Genomic DNA, 24,267 nt, shown 5'->3' on the forward strand with positions numbered 1-24,267 from the left:
CTCCAACGTTCTGTTCGGAGGCCGGAATCAAATCCGGCCCCATTTCCGATTACACAGGAAAAAGGGCCGGTTTGTGGTCTGGGTCAATGGTGGGCCGTGAGGTTATTCACCGACAACGATGCGTCCTCGCGAGATGCCCGCATAAGTGAGATCCTGCTGTGCTCGTTCGGCTTCGGAACGATTCAGCAGAGGTCCGACACGGACCCGGAAATAGTCAGCGCCGTTCACGCGCGCCGGTACGATCGTCACCGGCAGGGATGCCTGGACCTGGTTGCTGAGAGTCTGGGCATTCGAGATATCGGTGAAAGAGCCGATCTGCACGAAGTAGTCAGCAGCCGCTGTGGTGGTCTGGGGCGCATTGTAGGAGTAGTCAGGTTCTGCCTGGCGAGGAGTTTGTACCGGCGCAGGATCATACGTCACCGGAGTCAAATATTCCGCCGCATCGGAAGTGGCATCCGTCATCATTTGAGGCGCCGGAGCTGGTGCTGGCTGAGGTATGGCGACAGCGGGAGCGACTCCGAGATATCGAACACGAAGCGTGGCCTTCCCTGCCCCGGACATGCCGAGCTCGTTCGCCGCGCGTGGAGAAACCTGCAATGAGGCGCCGTCTTCAAACGGGCCTCGGTCGTTCACGCGAACGACAACTTCCCTGCCGGTCTCCATATTCACGACCTGGATCAGGCTCGGCAGTGGCAATGTCGGATGAGCTGCCGTCATGGCATTCGGATCAAACGTCTCACCATTGGCTGTGGGCAGGCCGTTGAATTCCGCGCCATAAACAATCGCGACACTGGTTTCGTCAAAAACCGGAACCGGCTCACCGGATACTGCATAGGATGCGGCCGGGGTCAGGTTACGTGCTGCGGGCCGGAATTGCTGAGGCGTTACGATGGGTGCAACAGCAATGGGAGCCGGCGCCGTTACCGGTTGAAGGCTTGGCAAAGCTTCGCTTTCCACCGCGGACACGGAACGCTGAGCTTCGATACGGTCCGCAGCAGCGCGGGCATCAAAGCTGTTCGGGCTCGCACCGGAAATGGAAGAATAGGATGGAGCGGGGGTCTCGATGCTCGCATATTCGCGGGCGGCCGGTTCCGAATAATCGCTCCCCTGCTCTGTGGTCACGCCAGCGCTTCCAGCCGTGCTGACGGAGCCCGGATAGCTGAACTGAATGCGAGCCTGTTTCTTCAGCTTCGCATCAGGTGTGCGGCTTGGTTCGATGTACTGAGGTTTGCCCTCCGGATAAGGCGACGTTCCGGTGGCATAGACAATCGGTGCCGGATCGCGCTTGCCGGCATAAGCCGGAGCTGCGAGGGCAAGTGCAATCGCGCCGGCGAGCGCCAGCGACGGAAAATGCAACGATTTCGATGCGGTAGAAACGGTCTTCAAGGTTCACCTCATTCTGAGCTGCGGGTCATGTGATGACCCTTTGGGACGGCTTTTCTGCCCTCCAGCGAACCCTCTGTAGCATAGTGTGGTGCAGGCCTTATGAACCTCACCTGAAGGATCCGAAGAATACGGTTACCGCTTGTTTACGGGTTTGCAACAACAGCCGCCCGTGACGAGAGTCCGCCCGGCGGACCAACTCGATTAAGCGACTCAGACAGGAAAATGGCGGAGGAGGAGGGATTCGAACCCCCGGAACCGGTAAAGGCTCAACGGTTTTCAAGACCGCCGCATTCAACCACTCTGCCACTCCTCCGCAGCAAACGGCTGTTTTCACGATCCGGGCCCGGCAGGCAAGCCCTCTTCTGCGCTCACCCTGCCCGGCTCACTCAGCGGAAGGTCTGGATATTCCTTCCGGACTGTCCGAAGGTTCTCGGGAAAACGACATAATATCCGGAGGAGTGAGCCCATGCTCGAGGGCATCAAGGTCATCGAATACGCAACCTATATGGCGGCCCCTGGCGCAGGATCTATCCTCAGCGACTGGGGCGCGGATGTCGTGAAAGTAGAACCTCCCGGCGGAGACCCGATCCGCCTTTTCTTCCGGACGATTGGTACTGACATCCAGGATAATCCGGTCTTCGACTTCGACAATCGCGGCAAGAAGTCGATTGCTATCGATACGTCGAAGCCGGAAGGCCAGAAGCTGCTCCGGAGAATGGTGGAAGAAGCGGATGTGTTCCTCACCAATGTCCGCCCCGGCGGCCTTGAACGCTCAGGCCTCAGCTATGAGGAACTGAGCAAGGTCAATCCAAAACTCGTCTATTGCTCGCTCACCGGCTACGGCCTTGAGGGGCCGGACGCCGACCGGCCGGGCTTTGACGTCGCCAGCTTCTGGAGTCGCACGGGCGTTGGCGCCCTGACCGTTCCAAAGGGGCAGGAACCCTTCCCGCTCCGTACAGCTTTTGGGGACCACACAACATCCATGGCGACGGCAGCGGGCATCTGCGCCGCTCTGGTCGAGTCAACGCGAACTGGCAAAGGCCGCCTTGTGGAGTCGTCCCTCTTCCGGGCCGGTCTTTATTCCCTCGGGTCCGACTTCGCGATCCAGCTTTTCTTCAACCGGGTTGCCTCAACGAAGGGTCGGCACGAACAGAACGTGCCCATGACCAACTTCTTCAAAACAAAGGACGAAAGCTGGATTTGTATCGTCCAGCGCCAAGGCGATGTGGACTGGATCCCGATGTGCAAGGTGATCGGCCGCGAAGACCTGATGGAAGATCCCCGCTTCACGACCTCCAAGGCCCGGCGTCAAAACGGCGCTGAACTGGTCGATATCATCGATGCCGGCTTTGCTCAGTTCACGAAGGCGGAGATATCGGCCCGTCTCGATCAGAATTCGATCGCATGGGCGCCTGTGCAGACTTTGGCAGAGGTCGCCGACGATCCGCAAACTCAAGCTGCAGGAGCAATCGTTCAAGTGCCCAGCAGCAAGGGTGACGGATCGACCTTCCCTTCCCCGGCTTCACCTGTCCGGTTCCCGGGCGCCGATGACGGCCCGAAAGGACCGTCACCGAAACTGGGAGAGCATACGCGAGCCGTACTCGAAGGGCTTGGATTGCCCGCTGGCGACATCGATGCGCTTTATGCCGATGGCGTGGTGAAGTAGCGCCTATTCGCCTTTGAATTCAGGCGTACGCTTTTCGAGGATGGCGTTGACACCTTCCATATGATCGTCGGTCTCGTGCATCAGCGCCTGCGCAGCGGCGGACATTTCCATAATCGTGTCATAGGAGGTCGTCGCGCCCTGACGCATCAGCGTCTTGGCGAGACGCAGGGCCTGCGGCGGCTGGCCCGCAATGCGCTTCGCCAGCGACATGGCTTCATCCATCAGCTGGTCTGCCGGCACAACTTGGGAAACGAGGCCCCACTCGCATGCCGTCTGGGCGTCGATGACGTCGCCTGTGAACAGGAGTTGCGCCGCGCGGGATGAACCGATCAGCCGCGGGAGCAGCCACGCACCGCCATCGCCGGGGATCAGACCGAGCTTCAGGAAGGTGACGCCCATTTTGGCCTTTTCGGAAGCAATCCGGATATCCGCCATACAGGCAACGTCACAGCCGAGGCCGATGGCCGGGCCATTGATAGCCGAGATCAGCGGGACCTCGAGATTGTAGAGCGAGCGGACGATGACGTGGATATTCCGGCGGTAGCCCTCGCGGATGTCGTGCGGTTTGCCACCAAAGGCGCCGGTCTTATTCTGCATCGCCTTCACGTCACCGCCGGCAGAGAATGCACGGCCAGCGCCGGTCAGGATCGCGCAGCGGATATCCGGGTCTGCAGTGATTTCCGCGCAAGCCGCGGCGATGGCCTTTCCGTCGCCATCCTGACCGAGCGCATTCATCGCGTCCGGCCGGTTAAGCGTCATAATGACGATGGGACCCTGTTTTTCGAGTGTGATGACCGACATCCGGTTTGCCTCCAATTTTGCTGGCAGGAGAACTGACAGCCCCCGCCCGACTTGTCCATGACTGCCCGTGCGGCGATGTCGTTCAGGCGCCGGATACCGAGCCGACGCGGCCTTACTGAGACGCGATCCTGTAGCGCGATCCTGGCGCTGGTGGATCATTCCGGCCGCCCGCGAAACACTGCGCCTTCGACATCCAGTCTGTCGCCACCGGCCCGGTGACCTTCAGAGAGGTGTCCTGAACGTTACGCGTCTGGGTGACGACTTGGCAGAACTCCGCCGCGCTGCCTTCAATCTTGTTGGCTTCGTTATCCTCTCCAAACGTCCAGATTGCCCCGGAAGGCGCAACCAGTTTGACGAAAGGCATCGGCCCCGGTGGCTCCTCTTTTCGGACCAGGTAAGTCCAGCCGTAAGTATTCACCCCAAGCACCGCGATGTTGCGGATCCGATCAGCATCCTCCCGGTCGATGCCGAGCACATCATAGACTTCCTGCCCATGAGCCCAGGTCTCCATGAGCCGAGCAGTTATCGAAGACCGCGCACTCATGCTGGGTCCAACCCATTTCAGACGGACTTTCGGGTCGGCAGAGGAGAACACCCCGGCGGTTTTCTGTGCTTGCGCCCACCAGGTTTTGAGAAGCTGAGCACCGGCGGCACCGTCCACCGCCCCAAACTCCCGAGCACGCATACCTTCCGCAGCAACGGCTTCGAACTCTGTTTCGAGGCGAGCTTCATCTGCTAGCTGAAGCTCAGCCATCCAGTTCCAGAAATGGAGGTGGCGGAGGACATCATTGACGGACCACGCCTTGAACTGGGTGACTTTGTCGAAGTCACTGTCCGGTTTTGATTCAAGCAGAGCATGAAGCGCCCGGCTTTCTTCCAGAAAATCGTCGGCCTGTTCCATTGAGTTTCCTCCCGGCACTTTCCTAAGCCGGGACCACAGCAATGGCTACAGGGTCAGCGCGTGAAAACGATAGAGAATGTGACCGGAACATCCGGCGTGATGCCGGGCAGGTTCGCAAGTTCACGCAGTTTCTCCACGCCAGCGTCCAGTCCGAAGTCTGCGGCATTGACGATGATTGGCACGGGCGTTCCGACCTGAACCTTGTCTGCCCCGATCCGGGTTACCAGCAGGTCAGTGTCGATTTCCTGCGTTTCGCCATGCAGGTTCAGGGTCGCAGTGACCGGAACATTCACAGCATCGCCGACAGAGAGATCCGTGAAGACAGCCGGGTCCAGTTTCGCTGCCACTTTCGCTTCAGGATAGGTGCCTGTCTCGAACAGGAATTCACGCATGCGCTCGTTACGAATGTCGATATTGGTCTCGACAGTGGCGAGCGGGATGTCGATCTCGGCATCACCGTTGGCCGTCACCCTACCGGAGAGGCCATTGAATGTGTGCGCCTCCGCCAGGGTTCCCGATTTCACGGTCACAAACGAAAACCGGGACGCGGCGCCATCGACGGTCCAATCGCCATCAAGTTTGGACATCGCGGCAGGAGCCGGTTGTGAACATGCCGCAAGACTAAACGCGGCGGCGGCAAGGAGAGGGCGCATCAAGACGGTTTTCATTTGTAGCTCCTGTCGTGAACTCAGGTGTTCTCGAATGTGGGACATCGAAACAGAAGTGCCAGAGTCGGCCAACACTTGCGTGGCTTACAATTCTGCAAACCGACGGAAAGCCTCTGTTTCAGGCGGAACCTATTCCTCGATCGCCTTGATCATATCGACACGGGTCGCATGCCGGCCACCTTCGAATTCGGCATCCAGAAAGGCATCGACAATGTCGAGTGCGAGGCCTTCGCCAATCACCCGCGCGCCAAGGGAGAGCATGTTTGCATCATTATGCTGGCGGATCATACGGGCCGAGAATGTGTCGCTGCAGACACCGCAGCGGATGCCTTTCACCTTGTTGGCCGCCATCATGATGCCCTGCCCCGTGCCACAAACGACGATGCCGAGGCGGCAGTCACCGGATGCGATGCGCTGAGCGGCAGCTTCGCCGTGTATCGGATAGTGGGTGCTTTCAGACGTCATCGGTCCGATGTCGATCACTTCCCAGCCGCGGGTCGCGACGTGTGCCGCAATCGTCTTGCGAAGTTCGATGTCAGCGTGGTCGCTGGAAATGACTATTCGTTTGTTGGCGCTCATCGGGAAATTGCCCTCTATTCCCACTCGATCGTGCCGGGCGGCTTGGATGTCACATCGTAGACGACGCGGTTCACGCCCTTCACTTCGTTGATGATCCTTGTCGCGACACGACCGAGGAACTCATGCTCGAAGGGATAATAATCCGCCGTCATACCATCGGTTGAGGTCACGGCGCGCAGCGCGAGAACTGCTTCGTAAGTGCGTTCGTCACCCATGACGCCGACTGTGTTCACCGGCAGCAGGACGCTGAAAGCCTGCCAGATCTCGTTGTACAGCCCAGCCTTGCGGATCTCTTCGATATAGATCGCATCGGCCTTGCGCAGCGTGTCTGCTTTCTCGCGCGTGATCTCACCCGGAATACGGATGGCGAGGCCCGGCCCCGGGAACGGATGCCGATCGACGAAGGCATCCGTCAGGCCAAGCTCGCGACCAAGCGCGCGGACCTCATCCTTGAACAGCTCACGAAGTGGTTCGACCAGCTTCATGTTCATGCGTTCCGGCAGACCGCCGACATTGTGATGGCTTTTGATCGTCACGCTTGGGCCGCCAAGAGCTGAAACGCTCTCGATCACGTCAGGGTAGAGCGTGCCCTGCGCGAGGAAGTCTGCGCCGCCGATCTTCTTCGCCTCATCTTCGAAGACATCGATGAAGAGACCGCCGATGATCTTTCGCTTGCGTTCTGGGTCCGAAACGCCCTCCAGCTTGCCGAGGAAGAGTTCCGACGCGTCCACATGGACGAGCGGAATGTTGTAGTGCTCGCGGAACAGGTTCACGACCTGGTCGCTTTCGCCAGCGCGCATAAGGCCGTGGTCAACATAGACGCAAGTCAGCTGATCGCCGATGGCTTCGTGGATCAGGACTGCCGCAACCGAGGAATCGACGCCGCCGGACAGGCCGCAGATCACGCGCCCCTCCCCGACCTGATCGCGGATCTTCTGGACCGCTTCGGCGCGGTAGGCGGCCATCGTCCAGTCGCCTTTCAGGCCCGCGACGCCGTGCGTGAAATTGCGGAGCAGCTGGCGGCCGTGTGTTGTGTGGACGACTTCCGGGTGGAACTGGGTGCCGTAGAAGTGCCGTTCGGGGTCCGCGATGACCGCATAAGGTGCACCGGGAGACTTCGCGATGACGCCGAAGCCGGATGCCATTTCCGCGACATGGTCGCCATGGCTCATCCAGACCTGCTCATGGTCGCCTGCGTGAAAGAGGCCGTCCAGGAATGGATCATCAACAACTTTCTCGATGAAGGCGCGGCCGAATTCGCGGCTTGTGCCACCTTCGATGCGTCCGCCCAGCTGGTGCATCATGAGTTGCTGGCCATAGCAGATGCCCAGCACCGGTACGCCGGCTTCATAGACCGCCTGGTCGGCCATGGGAGCCCCGTCCCAATAAACGCTGGACGGGCCGCCGGAGAGGATGATGGCCTTCGGGTCATACTCTGCCAGAAACGCGGCATCGACCTTGTTGAAGGGGTGAATTTCGCAGTAGACGCCGCTCTCGCGAAGACGCCGGGCGATCAGCTGAGTCACCTGGCTTCCAAAGTCGACGATAAGGGCGCGTTCGTGTCTCTGGTCAGTCATGGCGCCGCTTAGCCGAGGATGAGAGATTCGTCCACAACCAGTTGCGGCTTTTGCGGCCTCTACGCCTTCCTGAGCACTGCGAAGAAGAAACCGTCGGTCCCTGCCCGCCGCGGGGTCAGCCGGACCGAGCCTGATGGCCCCTTGAACTGGCGGACCATCGCCGCGCCTTCACCGGTCAGCAGGCCGGAGGCGATCGCAGCTTCGGCGGCATCTTCCTCACTGAAATCGGCGTTGCCGGAAAGGAATTCCGCGACCCGATCCTCGTCCTCTTCCATGAGGAAGCTGCAGGTGGCGTAGACCAGCCGCCCGCCGGGTTTCACGAACTCGCTGGCCTTGGCGAGAATGTCAGTCTGTTCCTGCTGGCGTTTTGCGAGCTGTCCCGGTTTCAGGCGCCATTTGGCGTCCGGCCGGCGGCGCCAGGTTCCGGTGCCGGTACAGGGTGCGTCAACGAACACCAGATCCATCAGGCCCCTCAGGTCTTCGAGCTGTGTCGGTTCCGACGGATGGACCAATTGTACATTGTGGGCCCCTGAGCGTTTCAGGCGCGGGATCAGCGCCGAGAGGCGCCGCCCATCAATGTCATACGCGAAGATCTGCCCTTTCCCCTGCATCTGAGCCGCCAGAGCAAGCGTCTTGCCGCCGCCGCCAGCGCAATAGTCCAGCACCTGCTCGCCAGGTTGAGCGTTGGCGGCCGCCGCCGCGATCTGGGAACCGGCGTCCTGCACTTCGACCCAGCCTTTGGAATAGGCCGGAATGCTTTCAAGGCTCGCCTCGCGCTGGGACGGATCGCGGGCCGGAATATGATAGGCGTTGTGGAGCAGCTTCGAGGACTCTGCCTTCGCGCTTTTCAGCGGTGCCGCGGCCTTCTCTGCATCCACTTTCAGCGTGTTGACCCGCAAGTCCACATCCGCGCGGACGGCCATGGCCTGGGCTTCGACAGCGGCCTCTTCCCCGAAGACGCGGGCAAGGTGGGGCGCCAGCCATTCGGGATAGTCGCCTTGCACATGTGGCGGTGCGGTCGGGTCCGGCGCCATGACGAGGCGTTCTCGCTCCTGCAGGGTCAGCTTCGAGGGAGCGTGCTCTTCATCCATCGCCGCGTCGATCTCGCGGATGTTCCAGCTCCAGGCATGCGCCAGCGCGCCGAGGACCAGGCCGCGCGGGCTGTCGTCGCCCATGACGTGGGCGATGGAGTTCTTCTTGCGCAGTGCGTCCAGAACCAGCCCGGAAACCCAGGCGCGGTCCTTCGCGCCGGCATAGCGGGCACGCTTGCCCCAATCCCGCGCCGCGGACTTCACCGGCTGGTGACGGTTCAGGACGTCAGTAAGAACGTCGATGGCTGCCGCGATACGTCCGCCGTTGCGCATGATTATGTGCTCCTTTTGGGGAGGGCTGTGTTAGCGTCTCAAAAAACATAATGGAACCGGAAAGGGCGGAAGATGCTGGAGATACACCTCCCGGAGGGGCTGAGGCAGGCCGGCGACGCTGACTGGCGCCAGATCGGAGACATCACGGGCGAAGCCTTCGAGACCGATCCGGTGAACCTCTGGATCTTTGGCCGCACGCGGGCCTTGCGACCAACTTTTTCCCTGCTGGCACAGGCGATCTACCTCAAATACGGCATCTGCCACCTGGCCGGGGATGGCGGCGCGACGATGTGGATCGAGTCTCAGAACCGGCGGGAACTCGGCCTGGGCCCGACTTTACGCTTGTTGCCGACACTTTTGCTGAAAGGGTCTCAAGGGTCGGTTTTTCGTGCCCTGAAAGCCGGCAAGGAAATGGACGCGCATCATCCGAAAGAAAAACACCTCTATCTCTTCACCATCGGCACGCGAAAGGCGGCGCGGGGCAAAGGGCTTGGCAAGCTGATGATGGCACCAATGAAGGCCGCCGCCGACAAGGCCCGCCTGCCCTGTTACCTCGAAAACTCGAACCCGCAGAATACCGGCTTCTACCGGAGTCACGGCTTCGAGCGGATGCAATTGTTCGAAGTGGGCCCCGGCAGCCCACCGATGGAAGCGATGTGGCGCGAACCGCGTGACGCCCAGCACAACTAACCGGCGCGGGCCCTGCCCGTCCGGCGAATTAATTTTGGATAAGGGGTGGGATCAGCTGCTGTCATTCCACCGATTGAAGGCCTCCGACAGCAACATGGGCAGCCCAGCCGCCGCGGCGCCCAGTTCGGGTTTCAGGCGATAAGTCGGGATGGGCGCGCAGAGCGGACGCGGCGCCCCTGCCCGGCGGCGGCGTTCCATGACGCGGGCGACACGCAGGGCATACTTTTCCGGATGACGCAGGATGCGGGCGAGCGCCTCAAACCGGCGCATGAGGCTGGCAACCGCCACAGGCCCGGTCGCGCCCGGCCCGCCTTCCGGAAAACCGGGGCCGTCCGGGGTGTAGAATTGTGTCTGGCCGCTCAGCGCAATGCTGAATGGGATCTGGGCTTTGGTGACGACGGGCTCGCCTTCGCATTCTGCGGCTTTCCGTTCGCGCACCTTCACCGGATCCAGTGTCAGGCCAAGTGCCATCAACATGATCAGACGGCGGAGGATGATCGCCAGTTGTTTCACATGCGTCCGGAACCGGCGCGCTGCGATGCGCGGAACGGTATCAGGGCTCTGGGTCAGCCCGGCATCATAAGTGGCTTCCGCCAGGCTGATGCGGAGCTGCTGAAGGGTGAAAGAGATGAAATCCGAGGCCATACGCGGAAATTATCGCGCGGTCGTATCCGGTTGGATTGGGTGGTGGATTAGTTGACCTCGTCACTCGCCCGCCGATCCAACCTCTTGCTGGCGGATCGCTTCGAGATTGGCGTCGTGGTCTGCTCGGCCGAGCCGGTAGAAATACAGGAAGCTGGCGCCGCCGATATACAATGCCATCAGGATCGGAATGTACCAGATCGCCAGCGTGTTGATCACGTCCTGCGGCACCTCGCCCGGCCTCGCCTTTTCGGGGAAGCCGACGAAGGAAAGCAACAATCCGGCGGCGAAAACGCCGATGCCAGAAACACTCTTCTGCATGAAACTGTTTGCTGAATAAAACAGACCTTCGGCGCGCCGCCCGGTGCGCAGGCTGCTGTCGTCGACGACATCGCCAATCATCGCGTGGACAAGAATGGCTGAGGACACGCCGCACAATGAGTACACGGCGCCGATTGCGAAAACGGCTGGAAGAAGGCGCGGATCGCCGTTCTCAAAGAACAGTCCATTGAGACGCAGGATAAAGGGCAACGCGCCCATCACTACGGCGAGCACGGCCAGTACGAAGGCGGCATTGCGCTTGCCCATCAGACGGGACGCCATAGGCGCGAAAGCCAGCCCGAGGCTTGCAGCAACGATGTATTCAAGCGACAGGAGCGCCAGTTGGGTATTGTTGAAGCCCCAGAAGAATGTGCCGAAATACAGCGCCAATGCGGATGTCACGCCGATTGCCGAGTATTTCAAAATACCGAAGCTGAGGATCGCAAGGAAGTTCCGGTTGGAAAACGTCCGCGCCATCATTGCCAGGGTCTGGAATGCGCTTTTCCGTTCGTCGCTGTTCGGCTGAAGGCGAAGATATTTGATCCTGTTGTGCGTACCTGCGGTCGATGCCACGACGGAAAAGAACATCAGGCCGCCGCCGAACAGGCCGAAGGCGAGATAGGCTTCGGGGTTCAGCTGGCCAATCGGATACGCCTCGGTCGGACGCATGAAGTAGAACAGCGTAACGAATGAAAGCCCGATGCCGCCCAGATAGCCAAAGAAATAACGATAGCTGGCGATTGCCGTACGGTCGTCATAGCCAGGCGCAAGTTCGGGCGCGAGCGCGGAACTCGGGATTTCATAAAGCGTGATGAAGGTTCGCACTGCGGTGGCCAACACAACGAGATAGACGAAGAGCGCGCCGCCCTCGAGGCCCGGTGGCGGGAACCAGAGCAGGATGAAGGACAGTGAGGCCGGAATGGCCGACGCATACATCAACGGATGCCGCCTGCCCCAACGCGTGCGGAGCTGGTCGGAAATCTGGCCAACGATCGGATCCGAAATCGCGTCGAAGACCAGCGCGACCATGATCGCCGCAGAGACGAGCGCCGGCGGCGCGCCGATGATGTAGTTGTAATACCAGAGCAGGTACGTCCTGAACGCGATGTCCTTGACGCCATAGGCGATGGATCCGAAGCCGTAGAAAAAGCGGGTGGCAAATCCTAGTTTTGGCGGGGCGGCCGGGCTGGTCACCGTCATCGGCCACCCATTCGGGTGTGTGTCAGCGCAGTGCCGATGGTTCGGCGCAGCAGAAATGCGTCCATCGAGTTTCCGTCCCCTGATAGTCTTTTTTGAAAGACTATGGGGAATGACGGCGCTGTGGTCCAGCGTTTCTGGAGAGCGCCTTACCCGCGCGAGAGCGAGTAGTTCGGGCTTTCACGGGTCATCTGGACGTCGTGGACGTGGCTTTCCTGCAGGCCCGCGCCGGTGATCTGGACGAACTCGGCCTTCTTGTGCAGCTCGTCGATATCCTTGGCACCGACATAGCCCATCGCGGCGCGCAGGCCGCCCACCATCTGGTGGATGATCGGGGCGAGTGGGCCCTTGAACGGCACCTGGCCTTCAATGCCTTCCGGCACGAGCTTGTCGGCGGCGGCGTCCTTCTGGAAGTAGCGGTCAGCCGAGCCGCGGGCCATGGCGCCGAGGCTACCCATTCCGCGATAGGCCTTGTAGGAGCGGCCCTGGTAGAGGAACACCTCGCCCGGCGACTCTTCGGTGCCAGCGAACATGGAACCCATCATCGCGGTGGCTGCACCGGCGGCCAGCGCCTTTGCGAAGTCGCCCGAGAACTTGATCCCGCCGTCAGCGATGACAGGCACACCGGACGACTGAGCTGCATTGGCGCAGGCCTCAATGGCGGTCAGCTGGGGCACGCCAACGCCAGCGACGATGCGCGTGGTGCAGATGGAGCCCGGGCCGATACCGACTTTCACGGCGTCTGCGCCTGCATCGATCAGCGCCTTGGTGGCTTCGGCGGTGGCGACGTTGCCCGCGATGATCTGGACGGCGTTCGAGATTTTCTTGGCGCGGAGCACGGCCTCGGCCACAGCCTTGGAGTGGCCATGTGCCGTGTCGATGATGACAGCATCAGCACCCGCTTCGATCAGGGCCGCAGTTCGCTCATAGCCAGCATCGCCGACCGTGGAGGCGGCAGCGACGCGCAGGCGGCCGGCTGCGTCTTTCGCGGCATTCGGGTTCACAGCGGCCTTGTCCATGTCCTTCACGGTCAGGAGACCGAGGCACTTGCTGTCCTTGTCGACGATAACAAGACGTTCGATCCGGTGCTTGTGCAGCAGGCGACGAGCCTCTTCCGACGGGGTCTCCATCTCCACCGTGACGACGTCGCGCGTCATCAGGTTGGCGACCTTCTCGTTCATGTCTTCAGCAAAGCGCGTGTCGCGGTTCGTGATGATGCCGACGACTTTGCCATTGTCTTCCACCACCGGAATGCCGGAGAAACCGGTGCGCTTCTTGAGCTCGTTAAGTTCGCCCAGCGTTGCGGTCGGCGCGATGGTGATGGGGTTCATCACGACGCCGCTCTCGTATTTCTTGACCATGGCGACTTCACCGGCCTGCTCGTCGACCGAGAGGTTACGGTGGATAACCCCGATACCGCCGGCCTGCGCCATGGCAATGGCGAGGCGGGCCTCGGTCACCGTGTCCATGGCCGCCGAGATCAGCGGAATGTTCAGGGGGATGGTCTTTGTGAGGAAGGTTGAGACGTTGACGTCGGCGGGAAGGACCTCGCTCGCGCCGGGCTGGAGAAGCACGTCGTCAAAGGTGATCGCTTGTCGGATTTTCATGTGGGGAGCTCCCTTTTCGGCCCAATAAGGGAGTCGCGCGGTCTTGAAAAGGGGGTAGCCTGTCTCTAATGCAGGGAGACTGAGTTTCGGGGGAAGAGTTTCGTGACAAAGAGCCCGCTGGCGAAGGCCGCATTTCCTCTCGCATTGACGCTGTTCCTTGCGTCTTGCGGAGTGGAAACGCCCGCCTCGCCCGGTTCTTCGAACGACACAGCCAATCTTGAAATTCCGGCACGTGGAAAACCTCCCGCCAGCGAGTCATTCTACGAACCGGTCATGCAGCGCCTCGATGAGGATATGCAGAACTATGTACAGACCGGGAAAGTCGCGAACCTTGCTTACGCCCTGATCAAGGACGGCGAATGGGTGCGGACCGGCTACTTCGGTACCCGCACGCTGGGCGGGTCTGATCCGCTTGATGAACACACGATCTACCGCGTCGATTCGCTGACCAAGGTCGTCACGGCAGTGTCCCTGCTGATGTTGATGGAGGAAGGCAAATTCAGCCTGGACGATCCCATCACCCGTTTTCTGCCGGAACTGGAAAACCTGAAGGTGACCCGCTCCTTCGAAGCTGGTGGCGGCGGAGGGCTGCGACCCGCTAATCGTGCGCCCACCATGCGGGAATTACTGACCCATACAGCCGGCTTTGCATATGGCGGCGGCCGGACAAACTACGCCAATCAGGTATTCCTTCAGCGGGACGTCGATGACGCCCCGACGGGCGATGAATATGTGAAACGTATCGCCGAAGTGCCGCTGATGTACCAGCCCGGCACTGCCTGGTCCGATTCCGCCGCATCGGATCTTCAAGGCATCATCATCGAGCGCATTTCAGGCGAGCGTTTGGGCGCATTCATGAAACGCCGCATCTTCGATCCGCTGGGCATGGTCGATACAGGGTTCTCGGTTACAGAGGCCCAACGCTGGCGGTTAGCCGATCTCACTGCCTGGGCGCCCGGACAGCCCCTGACCCCCGTTGAAGGACCGCATCAGGCGATGGATGCGGATCAGATTCCCCGAGACTCTGGAGGCCATGGCCTGGTCTCGACCATCTCAGACTACGAAATTTTCGCCAAGATGTTGCTCCAAGAGGGCACGTTTGAAGGACAGACCCTTCTGAGCCCGGAATCGGTTCGCCTGCTCCGCACAAGCGCCACAGAATTCACACATCCGGAAACCGGCTTTCCGATCCATGAGCCGTTCAGGGGGACCGGCTTTGGTTACGGTGTCGCTGTGGTCAAAAATACAATCCGGTCGGGCCTTGGCGCGCCGGAGGGCACTTATTTCTGGGATGGCGGAACCGGCACCTGGTTCTGGATCGACCCGTATCACGACATCATCTTCATCGGCATGTCTCAGAACCTGTCGCCCTATCCGGTGATGCCGCGGAAAACCGCGATGACGGATGTCTACCACGCCCTGTTCACCGACTATTTTCCCTCCAATCCTGTGGTGGAGGGAGACACGTTCGAGTGACAGTCCGCCCATCTGATCGCCGGCATTGACCCATCACGCAAACCTCCCATAGAGAATTAGTTACAAAAGAAATTAATTGCTCTGGGAGGAGCGCATGTTGAGGTTGTCGGACTACGGGATGTCCCGTGAGCGGGGGTTTCTTGCGTCATTTGATCCAGGAGCGGTGGAATTACCCCCTTACCTTGATGTGGCCCGGGAAATGGCGCTGTCGATTCCGCAGATGATCTGCACCGGCAGGGTTCGCACCTTGCTGGAGCGCCTGCCCCAGATCGATCTGGAAGAATTCTGTGCGACAGCGAGCGAGGCTGAACAGCGGATCGCCATGCTGCACTATTCCTTTATGGTGCAGACCTATGTCTGGGGTGAGCTTGAAGCTCCGCGCGCGCTGCCTGCCTGCCTTGCGGTGCCGATTTGGCAGCTCGGCAAGAGCCTCGGACAGCCGCCCCTGCTGCCCTACTCCTCTTACGCGCTCGAGAACTGGACCCTGATAGATTCGACCGGGCCCATCGATTTGTCGAATGTGCGTATCCTCCAGCACTTCGACGGCGGCATGGACGAGGCATGGTTCATCCTCATCCATGTCGCCATTGAAGCCCGTGCCGGCGAAATGCTGGACGAAGCGCCAAACTTGATCGGGGCTGCCGACGATTCAAATTTTGCCGAGGCGAAACGTTGCCTGTCGGTGATGTCTGAAGCCTGGGACGACATCAATGCGATCTTCGACCAGATGCCCGAACGATGTGACCCCTATTGCTACTTCCACCGGGTCCGGCCGTGGATTCACGGCTGGAAGGACAATCCTGCTCTGGGCGATGGCCTGATCTATGAAGGCGTTGAAGAAACCGGCGGCGCCCCACAAGCCTTCCGTGGACAGACGGGTTCGCAGTCTTCCATTGTGCCGGCCATGGATGCGTTGCTGAGTGTCGGACATGCCGCCGATCCGCTACGCAGCTTCCTGGACGAACTGCATGCTTACCGTCCGCCCGCTCACAGGCGGTTCGTTGAAGATCTTCGCTCGGCGAGCCGGGTCCGAGATTTTGTTGAAAACAGCGGCGATGCAGATCTGAAAAAACTCTACAACGACAATGTCTCGAAACTCGCGCGTTTCCGGACCCGCCATCTCGAATATGCGGCGAGCTATATCAACAAGCAGGCAAGCCATAGTGCCGGAAACGATCCGGATGTCGGTACCGGCGGAACTCCGTTCATGAAATACCTCAAGAAACACCGGGATGAGGCCGAGGCGCACTTGTTGGCCGTCTAGATCTCAATCGATGCAGATCGAGAGACCCGCCCTTCCGTTCTCGACGGATGTGTAGCATCCGAAGGGGGAGTCGTCGGTCTGACAGACCCCTTGCACAGGCGTGCCAGGCTCAACCGAGCCCGCATCACCGGCCAACAGGCAGCTACCAATACAATCGGCACTATCGGAACAAGCCTCGCCCGCATCCGCAAACGTCTGAATGCATTGCTGCCAGCCGAGCCGCCCTGCCCGCTGAACAACACCTCCCACCGCTTCGCACCGGGCACGTTCCGCGGGTGTCGCGAACTGTGATGCGAACTGGATGCGCTCATAAGGAGGCAGAGAGCTGCCAAAGTCAGGATTGGCGGCGTGATAGTCACGTAGAGCGCTGCAGGCGGCGACCGCTGCGATCGCCGCCCCGATAAGAACCAGTCGCTCGGGCTTCATCCAGGAAACCGTTCAAAAGACGGGATGCCCTCGGGAAGGTGATGGAAGCTTGGCGCATCGGCAGTCTGCATAACCACCTGAGGCTGGCCGAAGATGCTTGTATCGTCGAGTGACCCGACTTTGAGGATGACCGCGTCCGGTAGCGCCGGAGAGCGGGTCAGGATGTGCGTGCCGCAATTGCCGCAAAATTCTCGCGTGACCGCATGATCGAGGTCGCCGCGTTTGAACTTCTTTGGTTCGCCCTTTGTGTAGCGGAACCCCGCGGCGGGCATGGCCATGAAGTCATTCGCCTGGCCGCCGGTGATGTACTGGCATTCCCGGCAGTGGCATTCGCCCTTCATCACGGGTTCGCCGTCTGCTTCATACCGGATTTCGCCGCAGTAACATCCGCCAGTCGTGGTCATGTATCTTCCTCCCGATGTGTTGCCATCATTGTGAAACGTCAGGTGTCACGGCGCAAGCGCCAGTTAATTGGAACCAAATGCGGACCTTGCGTATAGGTTCAGTGGAGGGAGTTGTAGCGAAAGAACGGGAAAGCCTGCTCGTATGTCTGCTGCCAGCTCATTCTGCCGACAAATCACCGGAACCTCAGACGTATCCGTAGATGATGCGATTAGCCGGGCGCTTTCTGTAGCACGGGATGGCTATGGTGAGCCTGATTGGTTCGACGTTGTCACTGCACGAGGCTTCATCTCGAAGGGGCATGTGACCCACTATCAGGTAACCCTGAACCTTGGGTTCGAAAACACTAGCAAAAACAGAGCGACAGACGACTTTTACTTCCACCGTGCCTGCGGTGGAGTGCGGCGGCCGCGCAATCATCACACGATTGAAACCCGCCTGTAATTTCTCATTATAATTGAATTCGGTCTCGTGGCGTAGTGTGTGCCATATCTGGATACCCCGCCAGCTTACCATCGCTTGTGTAGTTCAACAGCGTAATTGGCCGAAACTTCATCAGGTGAATGCCTCAACAAAAAGGGTGAGTTCCTCTCGTTCAAGCTTAGTATGGCCTGGGAATTGCCAGTTGTTTGGGCAATTCGTGTCTATTTTGGAAGCAGGTTGAAAAGCGTGCGGGGCCTCGGTCGTCTAAAACTCTCTTCTATTGCGCTGATTGACTACGTCAGCTCAGCAAATCTCAGAAACAAACTGCTGATCAACGGTTTCTGGCGGAGCGGCACGACCTGGCTGCAACAGACTCTGGTCGATGCACTGAATGCAAAATCCCTTTTTGAACCTTTTTCCCCGGCGGCGGGCCACAAATGGGACCAACTGAGCCATACGGTCTCGGAAGCGAGCCGAAACGTCTACATGCCTCTGTCGGCGAACTGTCTCACTCCACGGGACCGGATGACGCTGTATCTCGCCCTGAAAGGCGTGGGGACGCATGGCTACACCCATTTCCTTCGAAGTGCGCACTCTCCGGTCTGGTCCAAAAGCCTGATGGTCAAGTCCACTCAGCTGGGATTCGTGCTGGATGAGATAGCCCGCAACCGTACGCTCCCGATTATCCACATCCGCAGACACCCGGCAGCTGTCTATGCCAGCTTCAAGGAAACCGACTGGTCCTGGAGTATTCAGGATGTCCGGCTGGATCAGAATTACAGCTTGCAGGACTTCACCAAAGGAACAGTGGAATACGAACGCGCGGAAACCCTGCTCAGGTTTGACCAGTCGCCCGCACACCGGATGGCTGCGTTGTGGAGCCTCAGCGAACGCGCCGCACAGCAGAGCATCCGGTCCAACCGGGCGCAATTTGTGAGCTATGAAGATATCGTCAGCGAAGGCGCCGCTATCCTGAACCGGCTACAGATTTCATCTGTGAATATCCAGTCCAATGTCACAGCAAGTCCGGTGACCAATATCGGGCGTGAAAGCCTGACGGTGAAAGAGCGCCTGAATGACTGGACTTCCCGCCTTACGCCGTTCGAAATAGACTGCATACGATCTGTCTGTCAGGAACTGTTCCCTGACAACGGGTATTTCCAGAACAGTGCCCATCCGATCGGTGAGAGAAGATTCAGGACAGGCTGACCGAACATCATTCCGCCCTATCCTTTAAAGCCTTTGGCAACGACGAATATTTCCGGGCTACCGGATCGGCTGGCAGGCGGCTTGATGTGCTTCACGCTGGTGAAGTTCGCCTTCAGCAAGTCCAGCACTTCCTTCGTTGCGCCGCCCTGGAAAACTTTTGAACAAAAGGTCCCACCTCTCGCGAGATGTTCAACTGCAAAGGCTGCAGCCATCTCGACCAGTGCCACAGTTCGCAAATGGTCCGTTTGCCTGTGGCCGGTGGTGTTCGCGGCCATATCGGACAACACAAGATCCGGTGCGCCGGTCAGCCCTTTCATCAGCTCCGCCACATCATCCGGATTGTTGATATCGCCCTGCACGATGTGGACACCAGCTAAAGGTTCGACCGGCAGGAGATCGATGCCTGCGATCTCGCTCGCGCCCTTAATCTGGGCAACCTGCATCCAGCCTCCGGGCGCGCAACCAAGGTCGACCACGCGTTGCCCACGGTGGAACAGGTTCAGCTTATCGTCGATCTCCAGCAGCTTGTACGCTGCGCGGGCGCGATAGCCTTCGGATTTGGCCTTCTGGACATACGGATCCTGCAGCTGGCGTTCGATCCAGCGCTTTGAGCTTTCGTTCTTGGCGCGATGCGCGATGATCTTGCGCTCTCCCATCCGCCGTCCGGACGTACCGCGTTTGTCGGAAGGGCCTTTCCAGCGGCGCTTTTCGTCATCCGTCATGGGGACACCTCTGCTGAGGGGCTGTTATTATCTTTCGGCGTCCCGGATGCCGTTTCGGATTCCTTGGGCTTACCGGACCGGCGGCGGTTGCCGTGCTTTCTAGGGCCCTTGCCACCATACATCATGGACAGCAACAGACCTTCCCGCAGCCCCCTGTCACCGACGCGGAGGCGGTCTCCGGGGAAAGCATCCCAGATGGATTGCATGATCGCACAACCCGACAGCATCAGGCTGGCCCGCTCTTCTCCGATCGTTGGCAGCGTGGCACGCCCTTCGAGCCCAAGATCGCGAAGCAGTTTCACAGCCGCGTCTGCCTCATCCCGGCTCATCCAGCTGCCATCGACCTTGTCGCGCCGATAGCGGTCGAGTTTCAAATGCACGCCTGCGAGACAAGTCACCGTGCCGGAAGTGCCAATCAGGTGAGAACCATCCTGGCCCATCGCCCGGCTGACGCGTTCGGTCCCCTTCCAGGCACGGATCACTTCGCCGCAATGATCCAGCATCGCAGGAAACGCTTCTTCCTCCGGCAGATGCCCGAACCGCTCGTGAAGGGTAACAACGCCGAGCGGCAGGCTGGTCCAGTCCTGGATAGGAGCGCGCTTTACCAGGCCATGCGACCCGCCTTCGCGAGCTACTTTCGCATTCACCCAGGAAAGTTCCGTCGACCCGCCGCCGATGTCGACGACCAGAACCGTCTTCGCATCTTCAGCCATCAGGTCATGACAGCCAATGGTAGCCAGACGCGCCTCTTCCTTTGCGTTGATGATCTTGAAGGTGAGGCCCGTTTCCTCATGGACGCGGCGGATGAAGTCCGGCCCGTTTTCGGCCTGGCGGCAGGCTTCGGTTGCGATGCAGCGAACCCGGCCGACACCGTGGTTCTTGAGCTTGCGGCGGATGGCCTTCAGCGCGTCCAGCGCACGCTCGATGGCCGCGTCCGACAGACGCCCCGTTTCGTGGAGCCCCTCCCCAAGACGCGCGATCTGCGAATGCGAATCAACGACGCGGAAGGACTTCCCCCACGGCTCCGCCACGAGCAGGCGGCAATTGTTGGTTCCAAGGTCAACGGCCGCGTAAAGCGGTCCTTTGCGCCCTTTGCGCGAACTGCGCCGGTTTCCCCGGTGGTTCGCCGCTTTTTTGTCTGCCATGATGTGGCCCAAACTGAATTCTTGGGGCAATCTCTACCACAGGAGACGTAAATGACCAGTAGACGTGGCCTGTTTGGATGGTTGATCGGGGGACGCAGCCGCAAGCGCACGCCGTCCGCCGATACTCCCTATGTGCTGGACCGTCCGGTGGACCGGAATGTCAGCTACAATGCCGTTTCCACGTTCACGGCAAAATACCAGATCGGCCAAGTTGTCCGCCACCGGCACTTCCCGTTCCGCGGAATCATCTTCGATGTGGATCCGCAATTTGCGAATACAGATGAGTGGTACGAGGCCATTCCGGAAGAGGTGCGCCCCCGCAAGGACCAGCCCTTCTATCACCTGTTCGCCGAGAATGAGCGTACGCACTACATCGCCTACGTCTCCGAACAGAACCTTGTGCCGGATGACTCGGCCCAGCCGCTCAGCCATCCAGACATCCACGAATGGTTCAATGTCACGTCCCGCGGCACGTATGAGCTGAAAAAGGGTGTCGCCAACTAGGCGTCAGTTCGTTGACCCGTCGGCCCGGCCACCATTTTCGAGAATGTGGATAACTTGATCCCAATGCTCGAGCGCGTTCGTATCGCCCTGCGCCGCAACTTCAGCAGCACGCAGCGTTGCGATCACCGCCGCATCCTCACCATACTGGGCGAAGAGCTGCGCCGCGATCCGGGCGGGTTCACTCATGCGTGTTGGCCTTGGCTCGTGCAATTGCCGCCGTTGTGGACTGCCCGTCGAGCGTCGGCACGATATGCACCGTACCGCCGCGCGCGAGCACTACATCTGCTCCGACAATCGTGTCGAGCGTGTAGTCTCCGCCTTTGACAAGAAGGTCCGGCTGCAAGGCCTCGATCAGCGCTGCGGGCGTGTCTTCGTCGAACACGACCACCGCATCCACAGCGGTAAGTCCCGACAGGACGCGCGCGCGGGATTCCGCATCATTGACTGGGCGTGTCGGTCCCTTGAGGCGCTTAACCGAAGCATCTGAGTTCAATCCGACGACCAGTCGGCCGCAGCGGCTCTTCGCTTCTTCGAGAACTTTGAGGTGTCCGGGATGAAGGATGTCGAAACAGCCATTGGTGAAGCCGACAGTCAGGCCGGCATCGCGCCAGATCGAGATCTGGGATAGCGCTGTTTCCAGCGGGATATGACTGACGCCGCCATGGTCCAGACCCATTTCGAGAGCGCCACGCAATTCGTCGGCAGAAACAGTCGCAGTACCGGATTTGCCGACGGCAATACCGGACGCAGCGATTGCGAGATCGACTGCCTGGCCAAGTGTTCCGCCGCCTGCAAGACCCAGTGCCAGCGCGGCGATGGACGTATCGCCGGCGCCTGACACGTCATAGACTTCACGTGCTTTCCCGGCCTTGTGAGTGACTTCGCCTTCCTTCGAGATGAAAGACATGCCTTTCGCTGCCCGGGTCACGACTACCGCCCTGGCTGGCAATGCGCGCGCTGCAGCTTCCAGCGCAGCAGCGGCCTCCTGATCGGTTTCGGTGGGCATGCCGAATGCATGCGCGAGTTCGTGGCCGTTCGGCTTGATCAGGTCGACTGCGCCGTAACGACTGAAGTCCCGCCCCTTCGGATCGGCAATCACTGGAATGTCGAATGCCTTACCCGCATCCAGCGCGGCCTTGATCACACCATCCGACATGGCGCCTTTGGCATAATCGGACAGGATTATGAGGGAAGCTTCCGCTGCGACCTGATGGATCGCGGAGACGAGTTCGCTTTCCACGTCCTGGCCTATACCTGCCACCTCTTCCGCATCGACACGCAGCAATTGCTGAGAACCTGCGACGAAGCGCGTTTTCAGTGTCGTCGGGCGTCCGCGCATGGCGATGAGGTCCGCTTCGACATTCGGCAGCTTTCCCAGAAGGGATGCAAGTTCGCGGCCTTCGGCGTCATCGCCGACTACGCCGATCAGAGCGGTATGGAGGCCGAGTGAAGCGAGGTTACGCGCAACGTTCCCTGCTCCACCCGGCATAGACGCCTCACGCGTGCGGCGCATGATCGGTACCGGCGCCTCAGGTGAAATGCGGGAAACGTCCCCATAAACGAAGCGATCAAGCATGACATCGCCGATACAGACGATTTTCCGCCCGGCCGCCTTGGCGATCAGGTCTATGAGGGATGCACGCGCCATCAGCCGCGCGCCATCCCGGTCAAAAGGGAATCGAACATGCTCTACTCCGGTTTTTCAAAGGATATAGCCGCTGGCGGGGACACGTAAAAGGCGAAGCCGCATGCAGGAGGCATCCAAACGGTACAGCGGTACGTATTCCATTTGAAACTGCACTCATCAGGAAGATTGCCCTGCCCGCCTCATCTGCCCCTATAATCGTCTGGTTCCGGGAGGACCTTCGCCTTTCCGATAATCCGGCGCTTCACGCAGCAGCCAGGCAAGGGCGCCCGGTCATCTGCCTGTACATCCATATGGATGGCAGGAATGGAGAACGCGCCCTGGGCGGGGCCTCCAGGTGGTGGCTCGACAAATCCCTGAAAGCGCTGTCGCGCGATATTGAAAAGCTGGGTGGACAGCTGACCGTCCGGGCAGGCGATGGCAGCGCCTGCCTGGACGCGGTGATCGAAGAAACCGGCGCCAATGCCGTTTACTGGAATCGGCGTTATGGTGCGGTAGAGCGCGAAACCGATGCGACAGTGAAATCCCGCCTCAAGGACCGGGGCACTGATGCGCAGAGCTTCAACGCCCGCCTGCTGGTGGAGCCATGGGTGCTGAAAACCGGTTCGGGTGGATTCTACAAGGTGTTTACACCATTCTGGAAGGCTCTGCGCGGCTGTTACGAAGCACCTGCCGCCCTGCCCCGGCCGGAGAACCTCTCCGGACCGACGCCCGACACGCTTGGGATCGATGAGCTGAGCCTGCATCCCAAAAGTCCCGATTGGTCGACGGGGTTTGATGCAATGTGGCAACCAGGTGAAACCGGTGCACACGACCGCCTGAAGGCATTTCTGGATGGACCGGTCGACGCCTATCCGAGCGAACGCGATATTCCGGGTAAGGAGGACGGCACATCCGGCCTGTCACCGCATCTGCGATTTGGAGAAATAGGACCGGCTCAGATCTGGCGCGCGACACGAGCAGCGATGGAATCTGGCCGGGTCAGCGAAGACAGCGGCTGGAAATTCCTTTCCGAAATTGCCTGGCGCGAATTCTCTTATGTCCTGCTCTATAACCGGCCGGATTTCGCCGACGCCAACTACAATTCCGATTTCAACCACATGCCTTGGCGCACCGACAAGTCAGCGCTGAAAGCCTGGCAGACCGGTCGGACGGGGTACCCGATCGTGGACGCCGGCATGAGACAGTTGTGGGCGACTGGCTGGATGCATAACCGTGTCCGGATGATCGTCGCCTCCTTCCTGACCAAGCACCTTTTGCTGCACTGGCGAGATGGCGAAGCGTGGTTCTGGGACACGCTGGTGGATGCTGACCCAGCCTCCAACCCCGCCAGCTGGCAGTGGACCGCCGGATCGGGCGCCGATGCAGCGCCTTATTTCCGCGTGTTCAACCCGATCACACAGGGCGAGAAATTCGATGCGAACGGCTCCTATGTGCGCCAATGGGTGCCAGAAATTTCCGATCTTCCGGACAAGTACCTTCACGCTCCCTGGACGGCGGACAAGCAAGCCCTGTCAAAAGCGAACGTCCGGCTTGGCGAGAATTATCCAGAGCCGATTGTTGAGCACAAGGCCGCCCGGGAACGCGCTCTGGGCGCCTACGAAACCTTAAAATCTCAACGTGCAAACGCTTAGGTCAGAATTGCGATGAAG

General features: G+C 60.0%; 24 protein-coding genes and 1 tRNA gene. 8 read left to right on the plus strand and 17 right to left on the minus strand.

All coding sequences use genetic code 11. From position 1 onward, the window contains the following. Positions 1–102: 102 nt before the first annotated feature. Positions 103–1,386 (minus strand): septal ring lytic transglycosylase RlpA family protein, encoded by a 1,284-nt coding sequence (locus R3C98_RS07835; RefSeq protein ID WP_371313561.1) that lies wholly within the window; start codon positions 1,384–1,386, stop codon positions 103–105. Between the two features lie 223 nt (positions 1,387–1,609). Then, a tRNA-Ser gene (locus R3C98_RS07840) sits at positions 1,610–1,699 on the minus strand. 153 nt (positions 1,700–1,852) lie between these two features. Here R3C98_RS07840 and R3C98_RS07845 point away from each other — a divergent pair. Further along, complete coding sequence (locus R3C98_RS07845; protein WP_371313562.1) at positions 1,853–3,052, plus strand: CaiB/BaiF CoA transferase family protein; 1,200 nt, start codon at positions 1,853–1,855, stop codon at positions 3,050–3,052. A gap of 3 nt (positions 3,053–3,055) precedes the next feature. Here the strand turns inward: R3C98_RS07845 and R3C98_RS07850 are convergent, their stop codons facing one another. From R3C98_RS07850 to R3C98_RS07875, 6 genes are all read right to left on the minus strand, one after another. Beyond that, complete coding sequence (locus tag R3C98_RS07850; protein WP_371313563.1) at positions 3,056–3,853, minus strand: crotonase/enoyl-CoA hydratase family protein; 798 nt, start codon at positions 3,851–3,853, stop codon at positions 3,056–3,058. A 112-nt stretch (positions 3,854–3,965) separates the two neighbouring features. After that, positions 3,966–4,754 (minus strand): TIGR03084 family metal-binding protein, encoded by a 789-nt coding sequence (locus tag R3C98_RS07855; RefSeq protein WP_371313564.1) that lies wholly within the window; start codon positions 4,752–4,754, stop codon positions 3,966–3,968. Between the two features lie 53 nt (positions 4,755–4,807). Then, positions 4,808–5,422, minus strand: a complete 615-nt coding sequence (locus tag R3C98_RS07860) for a YceI family protein (protein ID WP_371313565.1) — start codon at positions 5,420–5,422, stop codon at positions 4,808–4,810. 129 nt (positions 5,423–5,551) lie between these two features. Then, the gene (rpiB, locus tag R3C98_RS07865) at positions 5,552–6,001 is read right to left on the minus strand and encodes a ribose 5-phosphate isomerase B (RefSeq protein WP_371313566.1); all 450 of its coding nucleotides are present in this window, start codon (positions 5,999–6,001) and stop codon (positions 5,552–5,554) included. A 14-nt stretch (positions 6,002–6,015) separates the two neighbouring features. Further along, positions 6,016–7,578: a glutamine-hydrolyzing GMP synthase gene (guaA, locus tag R3C98_RS07870; protein WP_371313567.1), complete on the minus strand. Its 1,563-nt coding sequence runs from the start codon at positions 7,576–7,578 to the stop codon at positions 6,016–6,018. A gap of 59 nt (positions 7,579–7,637) precedes the next feature. Next, positions 7,638–8,942 (minus strand): RsmB/NOP family class I SAM-dependent RNA methyltransferase, encoded by a 1,305-nt coding sequence (locus R3C98_RS07875; protein WP_371313568.1) that lies wholly within the window; start codon positions 8,940–8,942, stop codon positions 7,638–7,640. A gap of 72 nt (positions 8,943–9,014) precedes the next feature. Here R3C98_RS07875 and R3C98_RS07880 point away from each other — a divergent pair, with 72 nt between their 5' ends. Then, on the plus strand, positions 9,015–9,632 hold the full coding sequence (locus tag R3C98_RS07880) for a GNAT family N-acetyltransferase (protein ID WP_371313569.1): 618 nt from the start codon (positions 9,015–9,017) through the stop codon (positions 9,630–9,632). Positions 9,633–9,683: 51 nt separating this feature from the next. Here R3C98_RS07880 and R3C98_RS07885 read toward each other — a convergent pair whose 3' ends face one another. The 3 genes from R3C98_RS07885 to guaB all read right to left on the minus strand — a co-directional run bounded on the left by R3C98_RS07885 (position 9,684) and on the right by guaB (position 13,399). Next, entirely contained in the window at positions 9,684–10,277 is a 594-nt protein-coding gene (locus R3C98_RS07885) for a hypothetical protein (RefSeq protein WP_371313570.1), read from the minus strand. A 60-nt stretch (positions 10,278–10,337) separates the two neighbouring features. Then, positions 10,338–11,795: an MFS transporter gene (locus R3C98_RS07890; RefSeq protein ID WP_371313571.1), complete on the minus strand. Its 1,458-nt coding sequence runs from the start codon at positions 11,793–11,795 to the stop codon at positions 10,338–10,340. Positions 11,796–11,941: 146 nt separating this feature from the next. After that, positions 11,942–13,399: an IMP dehydrogenase gene (gene guaB / locus R3C98_RS07895; RefSeq protein WP_371313572.1), complete on the minus strand. Its 1,458-nt coding sequence runs from the start codon at positions 13,397–13,399 to the stop codon at positions 11,942–11,944. Between the two features lie 102 nt (positions 13,400–13,501). Here guaB and R3C98_RS07900 point away from each other — a divergent pair, with 102 nt between their 5' ends. Together R3C98_RS07900 and R3C98_RS07905 are read left to right on the plus strand one after the other, a co-directional pair. Continuing rightward, positions 13,502–14,875 (plus strand): serine hydrolase domain-containing protein, encoded by a 1,374-nt coding sequence (locus R3C98_RS07900; RefSeq protein ID WP_371313573.1) that lies wholly within the window; start codon positions 13,502–13,504, stop codon positions 14,873–14,875. Between the two features lie 94 nt (positions 14,876–14,969). Continuing rightward, a complete protein-coding gene (locus R3C98_RS07905; protein WP_371313574.1) occupies positions 14,970–16,139 on the plus strand; it encodes an indoleamine 2,3-dioxygenase in 1,170 nt (389 codons plus the stop codon). A gap of 3 nt (positions 16,140–16,142) precedes the next feature. Here R3C98_RS07905 and R3C98_RS07910 read toward each other — a convergent pair whose 3' ends face one another. Further along, a complete protein-coding gene (locus R3C98_RS07910) occupies positions 16,143–16,565 on the minus strand; it encodes a hypothetical protein (protein ID WP_371313575.1) in 423 nt (140 codons plus the stop codon). Further along, positions 16,562–16,969, minus strand: a complete 408-nt coding sequence (locus R3C98_RS07915; RefSeq protein ID WP_371313576.1) for a GFA family protein — start codon at positions 16,967–16,969, stop codon at positions 16,562–16,564. The genes R3C98_RS07910 and R3C98_RS07915 overlap by 4 nt, the downstream gene beginning before the upstream one ends. Before the next feature lie 142 nt (positions 16,970–17,111). Between R3C98_RS07915 and R3C98_RS07920 the strand changes: the two genes are divergently transcribed. After that, positions 17,112–17,411 (plus strand): dodecin family protein, encoded by a 300-nt coding sequence (locus R3C98_RS07920; RefSeq protein WP_371313577.1) that lies wholly within the window; start codon positions 17,112–17,114, stop codon positions 17,409–17,411. A 96-nt stretch (positions 17,412–17,507) separates the two neighbouring features. Then, positions 17,508–18,599, plus strand: a complete 1,092-nt coding sequence (locus R3C98_RS07925; protein WP_371313578.1) for a sulfotransferase — start codon at positions 17,508–17,510, stop codon at positions 18,597–18,599. A 17-nt stretch (positions 18,600–18,616) separates the two neighbouring features. Here R3C98_RS07925 and R3C98_RS07930 read toward each other — a convergent pair whose 3' ends face one another. Next, entirely contained in the window at positions 18,617–19,321 is a 705-nt protein-coding gene (locus R3C98_RS07930) for an RlmE family RNA methyltransferase (protein ID WP_371313579.1), read from the minus strand. Further along, positions 19,318–20,466, minus strand: a complete 1,149-nt coding sequence (locus R3C98_RS07935; protein WP_371313580.1) for a Ppx/GppA phosphatase family protein — start codon at positions 20,464–20,466, stop codon at positions 19,318–19,320. Before R3C98_RS07935 ends, R3C98_RS07930 begins: the two co-directional genes overlap by 4 nt. 147 nt (positions 20,467–20,613) lie before the next feature. Here R3C98_RS07935 and hspQ point away from each other — a divergent pair, with 147 nt between their 5' ends. Then, positions 20,614–20,970 carry a heat shock protein HspQ gene (hspQ, locus tag R3C98_RS07940; RefSeq protein ID WP_371314021.1) on the plus strand — a complete coding sequence of 119 codons (357 nt, stop codon included), beginning with the start codon at positions 20,614–20,616 and terminating at the stop codon, positions 20,968–20,970. Between the two features lie 3 nt (positions 20,971–20,973). Here the strand turns inward: hspQ and R3C98_RS07945 are convergent, their stop codons facing one another. Together R3C98_RS07945 and rfaE2 are read right to left on the minus strand one after the other, a co-directional pair. Then, entirely contained in the window at positions 20,974–21,156 is a 183-nt protein-coding gene (locus R3C98_RS07945; RefSeq protein WP_371313581.1) for a hypothetical protein, read from the minus strand. Continuing rightward, the gene (rfaE2, locus tag R3C98_RS07950) at positions 21,149–22,618 is read right to left on the minus strand and encodes a D-glycero-beta-D-manno-heptose 1-phosphate adenylyltransferase (RefSeq protein ID WP_371313582.1); all 1,470 of its coding nucleotides are present in this window, start codon (positions 22,616–22,618) and stop codon (positions 21,149–21,151) included. The genes R3C98_RS07945 and rfaE2 overlap by 8 nt, the downstream gene beginning before the upstream one ends. Before the next feature lie 194 nt (positions 22,619–22,812). On the opposite strand from rfaE2, the gene R3C98_RS07955 reads away from it, so the two are divergent. After that, entirely contained in the window at positions 22,813–24,249 is a 1,437-nt protein-coding gene (locus tag R3C98_RS07955; RefSeq protein WP_371314022.1) for a deoxyribodipyrimidine photo-lyase, read from the plus strand. The last annotated feature ends 18 nt before the right edge of the window (positions 24,250–24,267 follow it).

It is taken from the genome of Hyphomonas sp. (assembly GCF_041398465.1).
Lineage (GTDB): Bacteria > Pseudomonadota > Alphaproteobacteria > Caulobacterales > Hyphomonadaceae > Hyphomonas.

Excerpts from the sequence above, each read along its gene's own strand:
- R3C98_RS07930 (WP_371313579.1), bottom strand. The coding sequence starts at position 19,321 with ATGACGGATGACGAAAAGCGCCGCTGGAAAGGCCCTTCCGACAAACGC.
- R3C98_RS07880 (WP_371313569.1), top strand. The coding sequence starts at position 9,015 with ATGCTGGAGATACACCTCCCGGAGGGGCTGAGGCAGGCCGGCGACGCT.
- guaB (WP_371313572.1), bottom strand. The coding sequence starts at position 13,399 with ATGAAAATCCGACAAGCGATCACCTTTGACGACGTGCTTCTCCAGCCC.
- R3C98_RS07885 (WP_371313570.1), bottom strand. The coding sequence starts at position 10,277 with ATGGCCTCGGATTTCATCTCTTTCACCCTTCAGCAGCTCCGCATCAGC.
- R3C98_RS07920 (WP_371313577.1), top strand. The coding sequence starts at position 17,112 with ATGTCTGCTGCCAGCTCATTCTGCCGACAAATCACCGGAACCTCAGAC.
- R3C98_RS07890 (WP_371313571.1), bottom strand. The coding sequence starts at position 11,795 with ATGACGGTGACCAGCCCGGCCGCCCCGCCAAAACTAGGATTTGCCACC.
- R3C98_RS07860 (WP_371313565.1), bottom strand. The coding sequence starts at position 5,422 with ATGAAAACCGTCTTGATGCGCCCTCTCCTTGCCGCCGCCGCGTTTAGT.
- guaA (WP_371313567.1), bottom strand. The coding sequence starts at position 7,578 with ATGACTGACCAGAGACACGAACGCGCCCTTATCGTCGACTTTGGAAGC.
- rpiB (WP_371313566.1), bottom strand. The coding sequence starts at position 6,001 with ATGAGCGCCAACAAACGAATAGTCATTTCCAGCGACCACGCTGACATC.
- rfaE2 (WP_371313582.1), bottom strand. The coding sequence starts at position 22,618 with ATGGCGCGTGCATCCCTCATAGACCTGATCGCCAAGGCGGCCGGGCGG.
- R3C98_RS07875 (WP_371313568.1), bottom strand. The coding sequence starts at position 8,942 with ATGCGCAACGGCGGACGTATCGCGGCAGCCATCGACGTTCTTACTGAC.
- R3C98_RS07915 (WP_371313576.1), bottom strand. The coding sequence starts at position 16,969 with ATGACCACGACTGGCGGATGTTACTGCGGCGAAATCCGGTATGAAGCA.
- R3C98_RS07855 (WP_371313564.1), bottom strand. The coding sequence starts at position 4,754 with ATGGAACAGGCCGACGATTTTCTGGAAGAAAGCCGGGCGCTTCATGCT.
- R3C98_RS07910 (WP_371313575.1), bottom strand. The coding sequence starts at position 16,565 with ATGAAGCCCGAGCGACTGGTTCTTATCGGGGCGGCGATCGCAGCGGTC.
- R3C98_RS07850 (WP_371313563.1), bottom strand. The coding sequence starts at position 3,853 with ATGTCGGTCATCACACTCGAAAAACAGGGTCCCATCGTCATTATGACG.
- R3C98_RS07845 (WP_371313562.1), top strand. The coding sequence starts at position 1,853 with ATGCTCGAGGGCATCAAGGTCATCGAATACGCAACCTATATGGCGGCC.
- R3C98_RS07905 (WP_371313574.1), top strand. The coding sequence starts at position 14,970 with ATGTTGAGGTTGTCGGACTACGGGATGTCCCGTGAGCGGGGGTTTCTT.
- R3C98_RS07935 (WP_371313580.1), bottom strand. The coding sequence starts at position 20,466 with ATGGCAGACAAAAAAGCGGCGAACCACCGGGGAAACCGGCGCAGTTCG.
- R3C98_RS07945 (WP_371313581.1), bottom strand. The coding sequence starts at position 21,156 with ATGAGTGAACCCGCCCGGATCGCGGCGCAGCTCTTCGCCCAGTATGGT.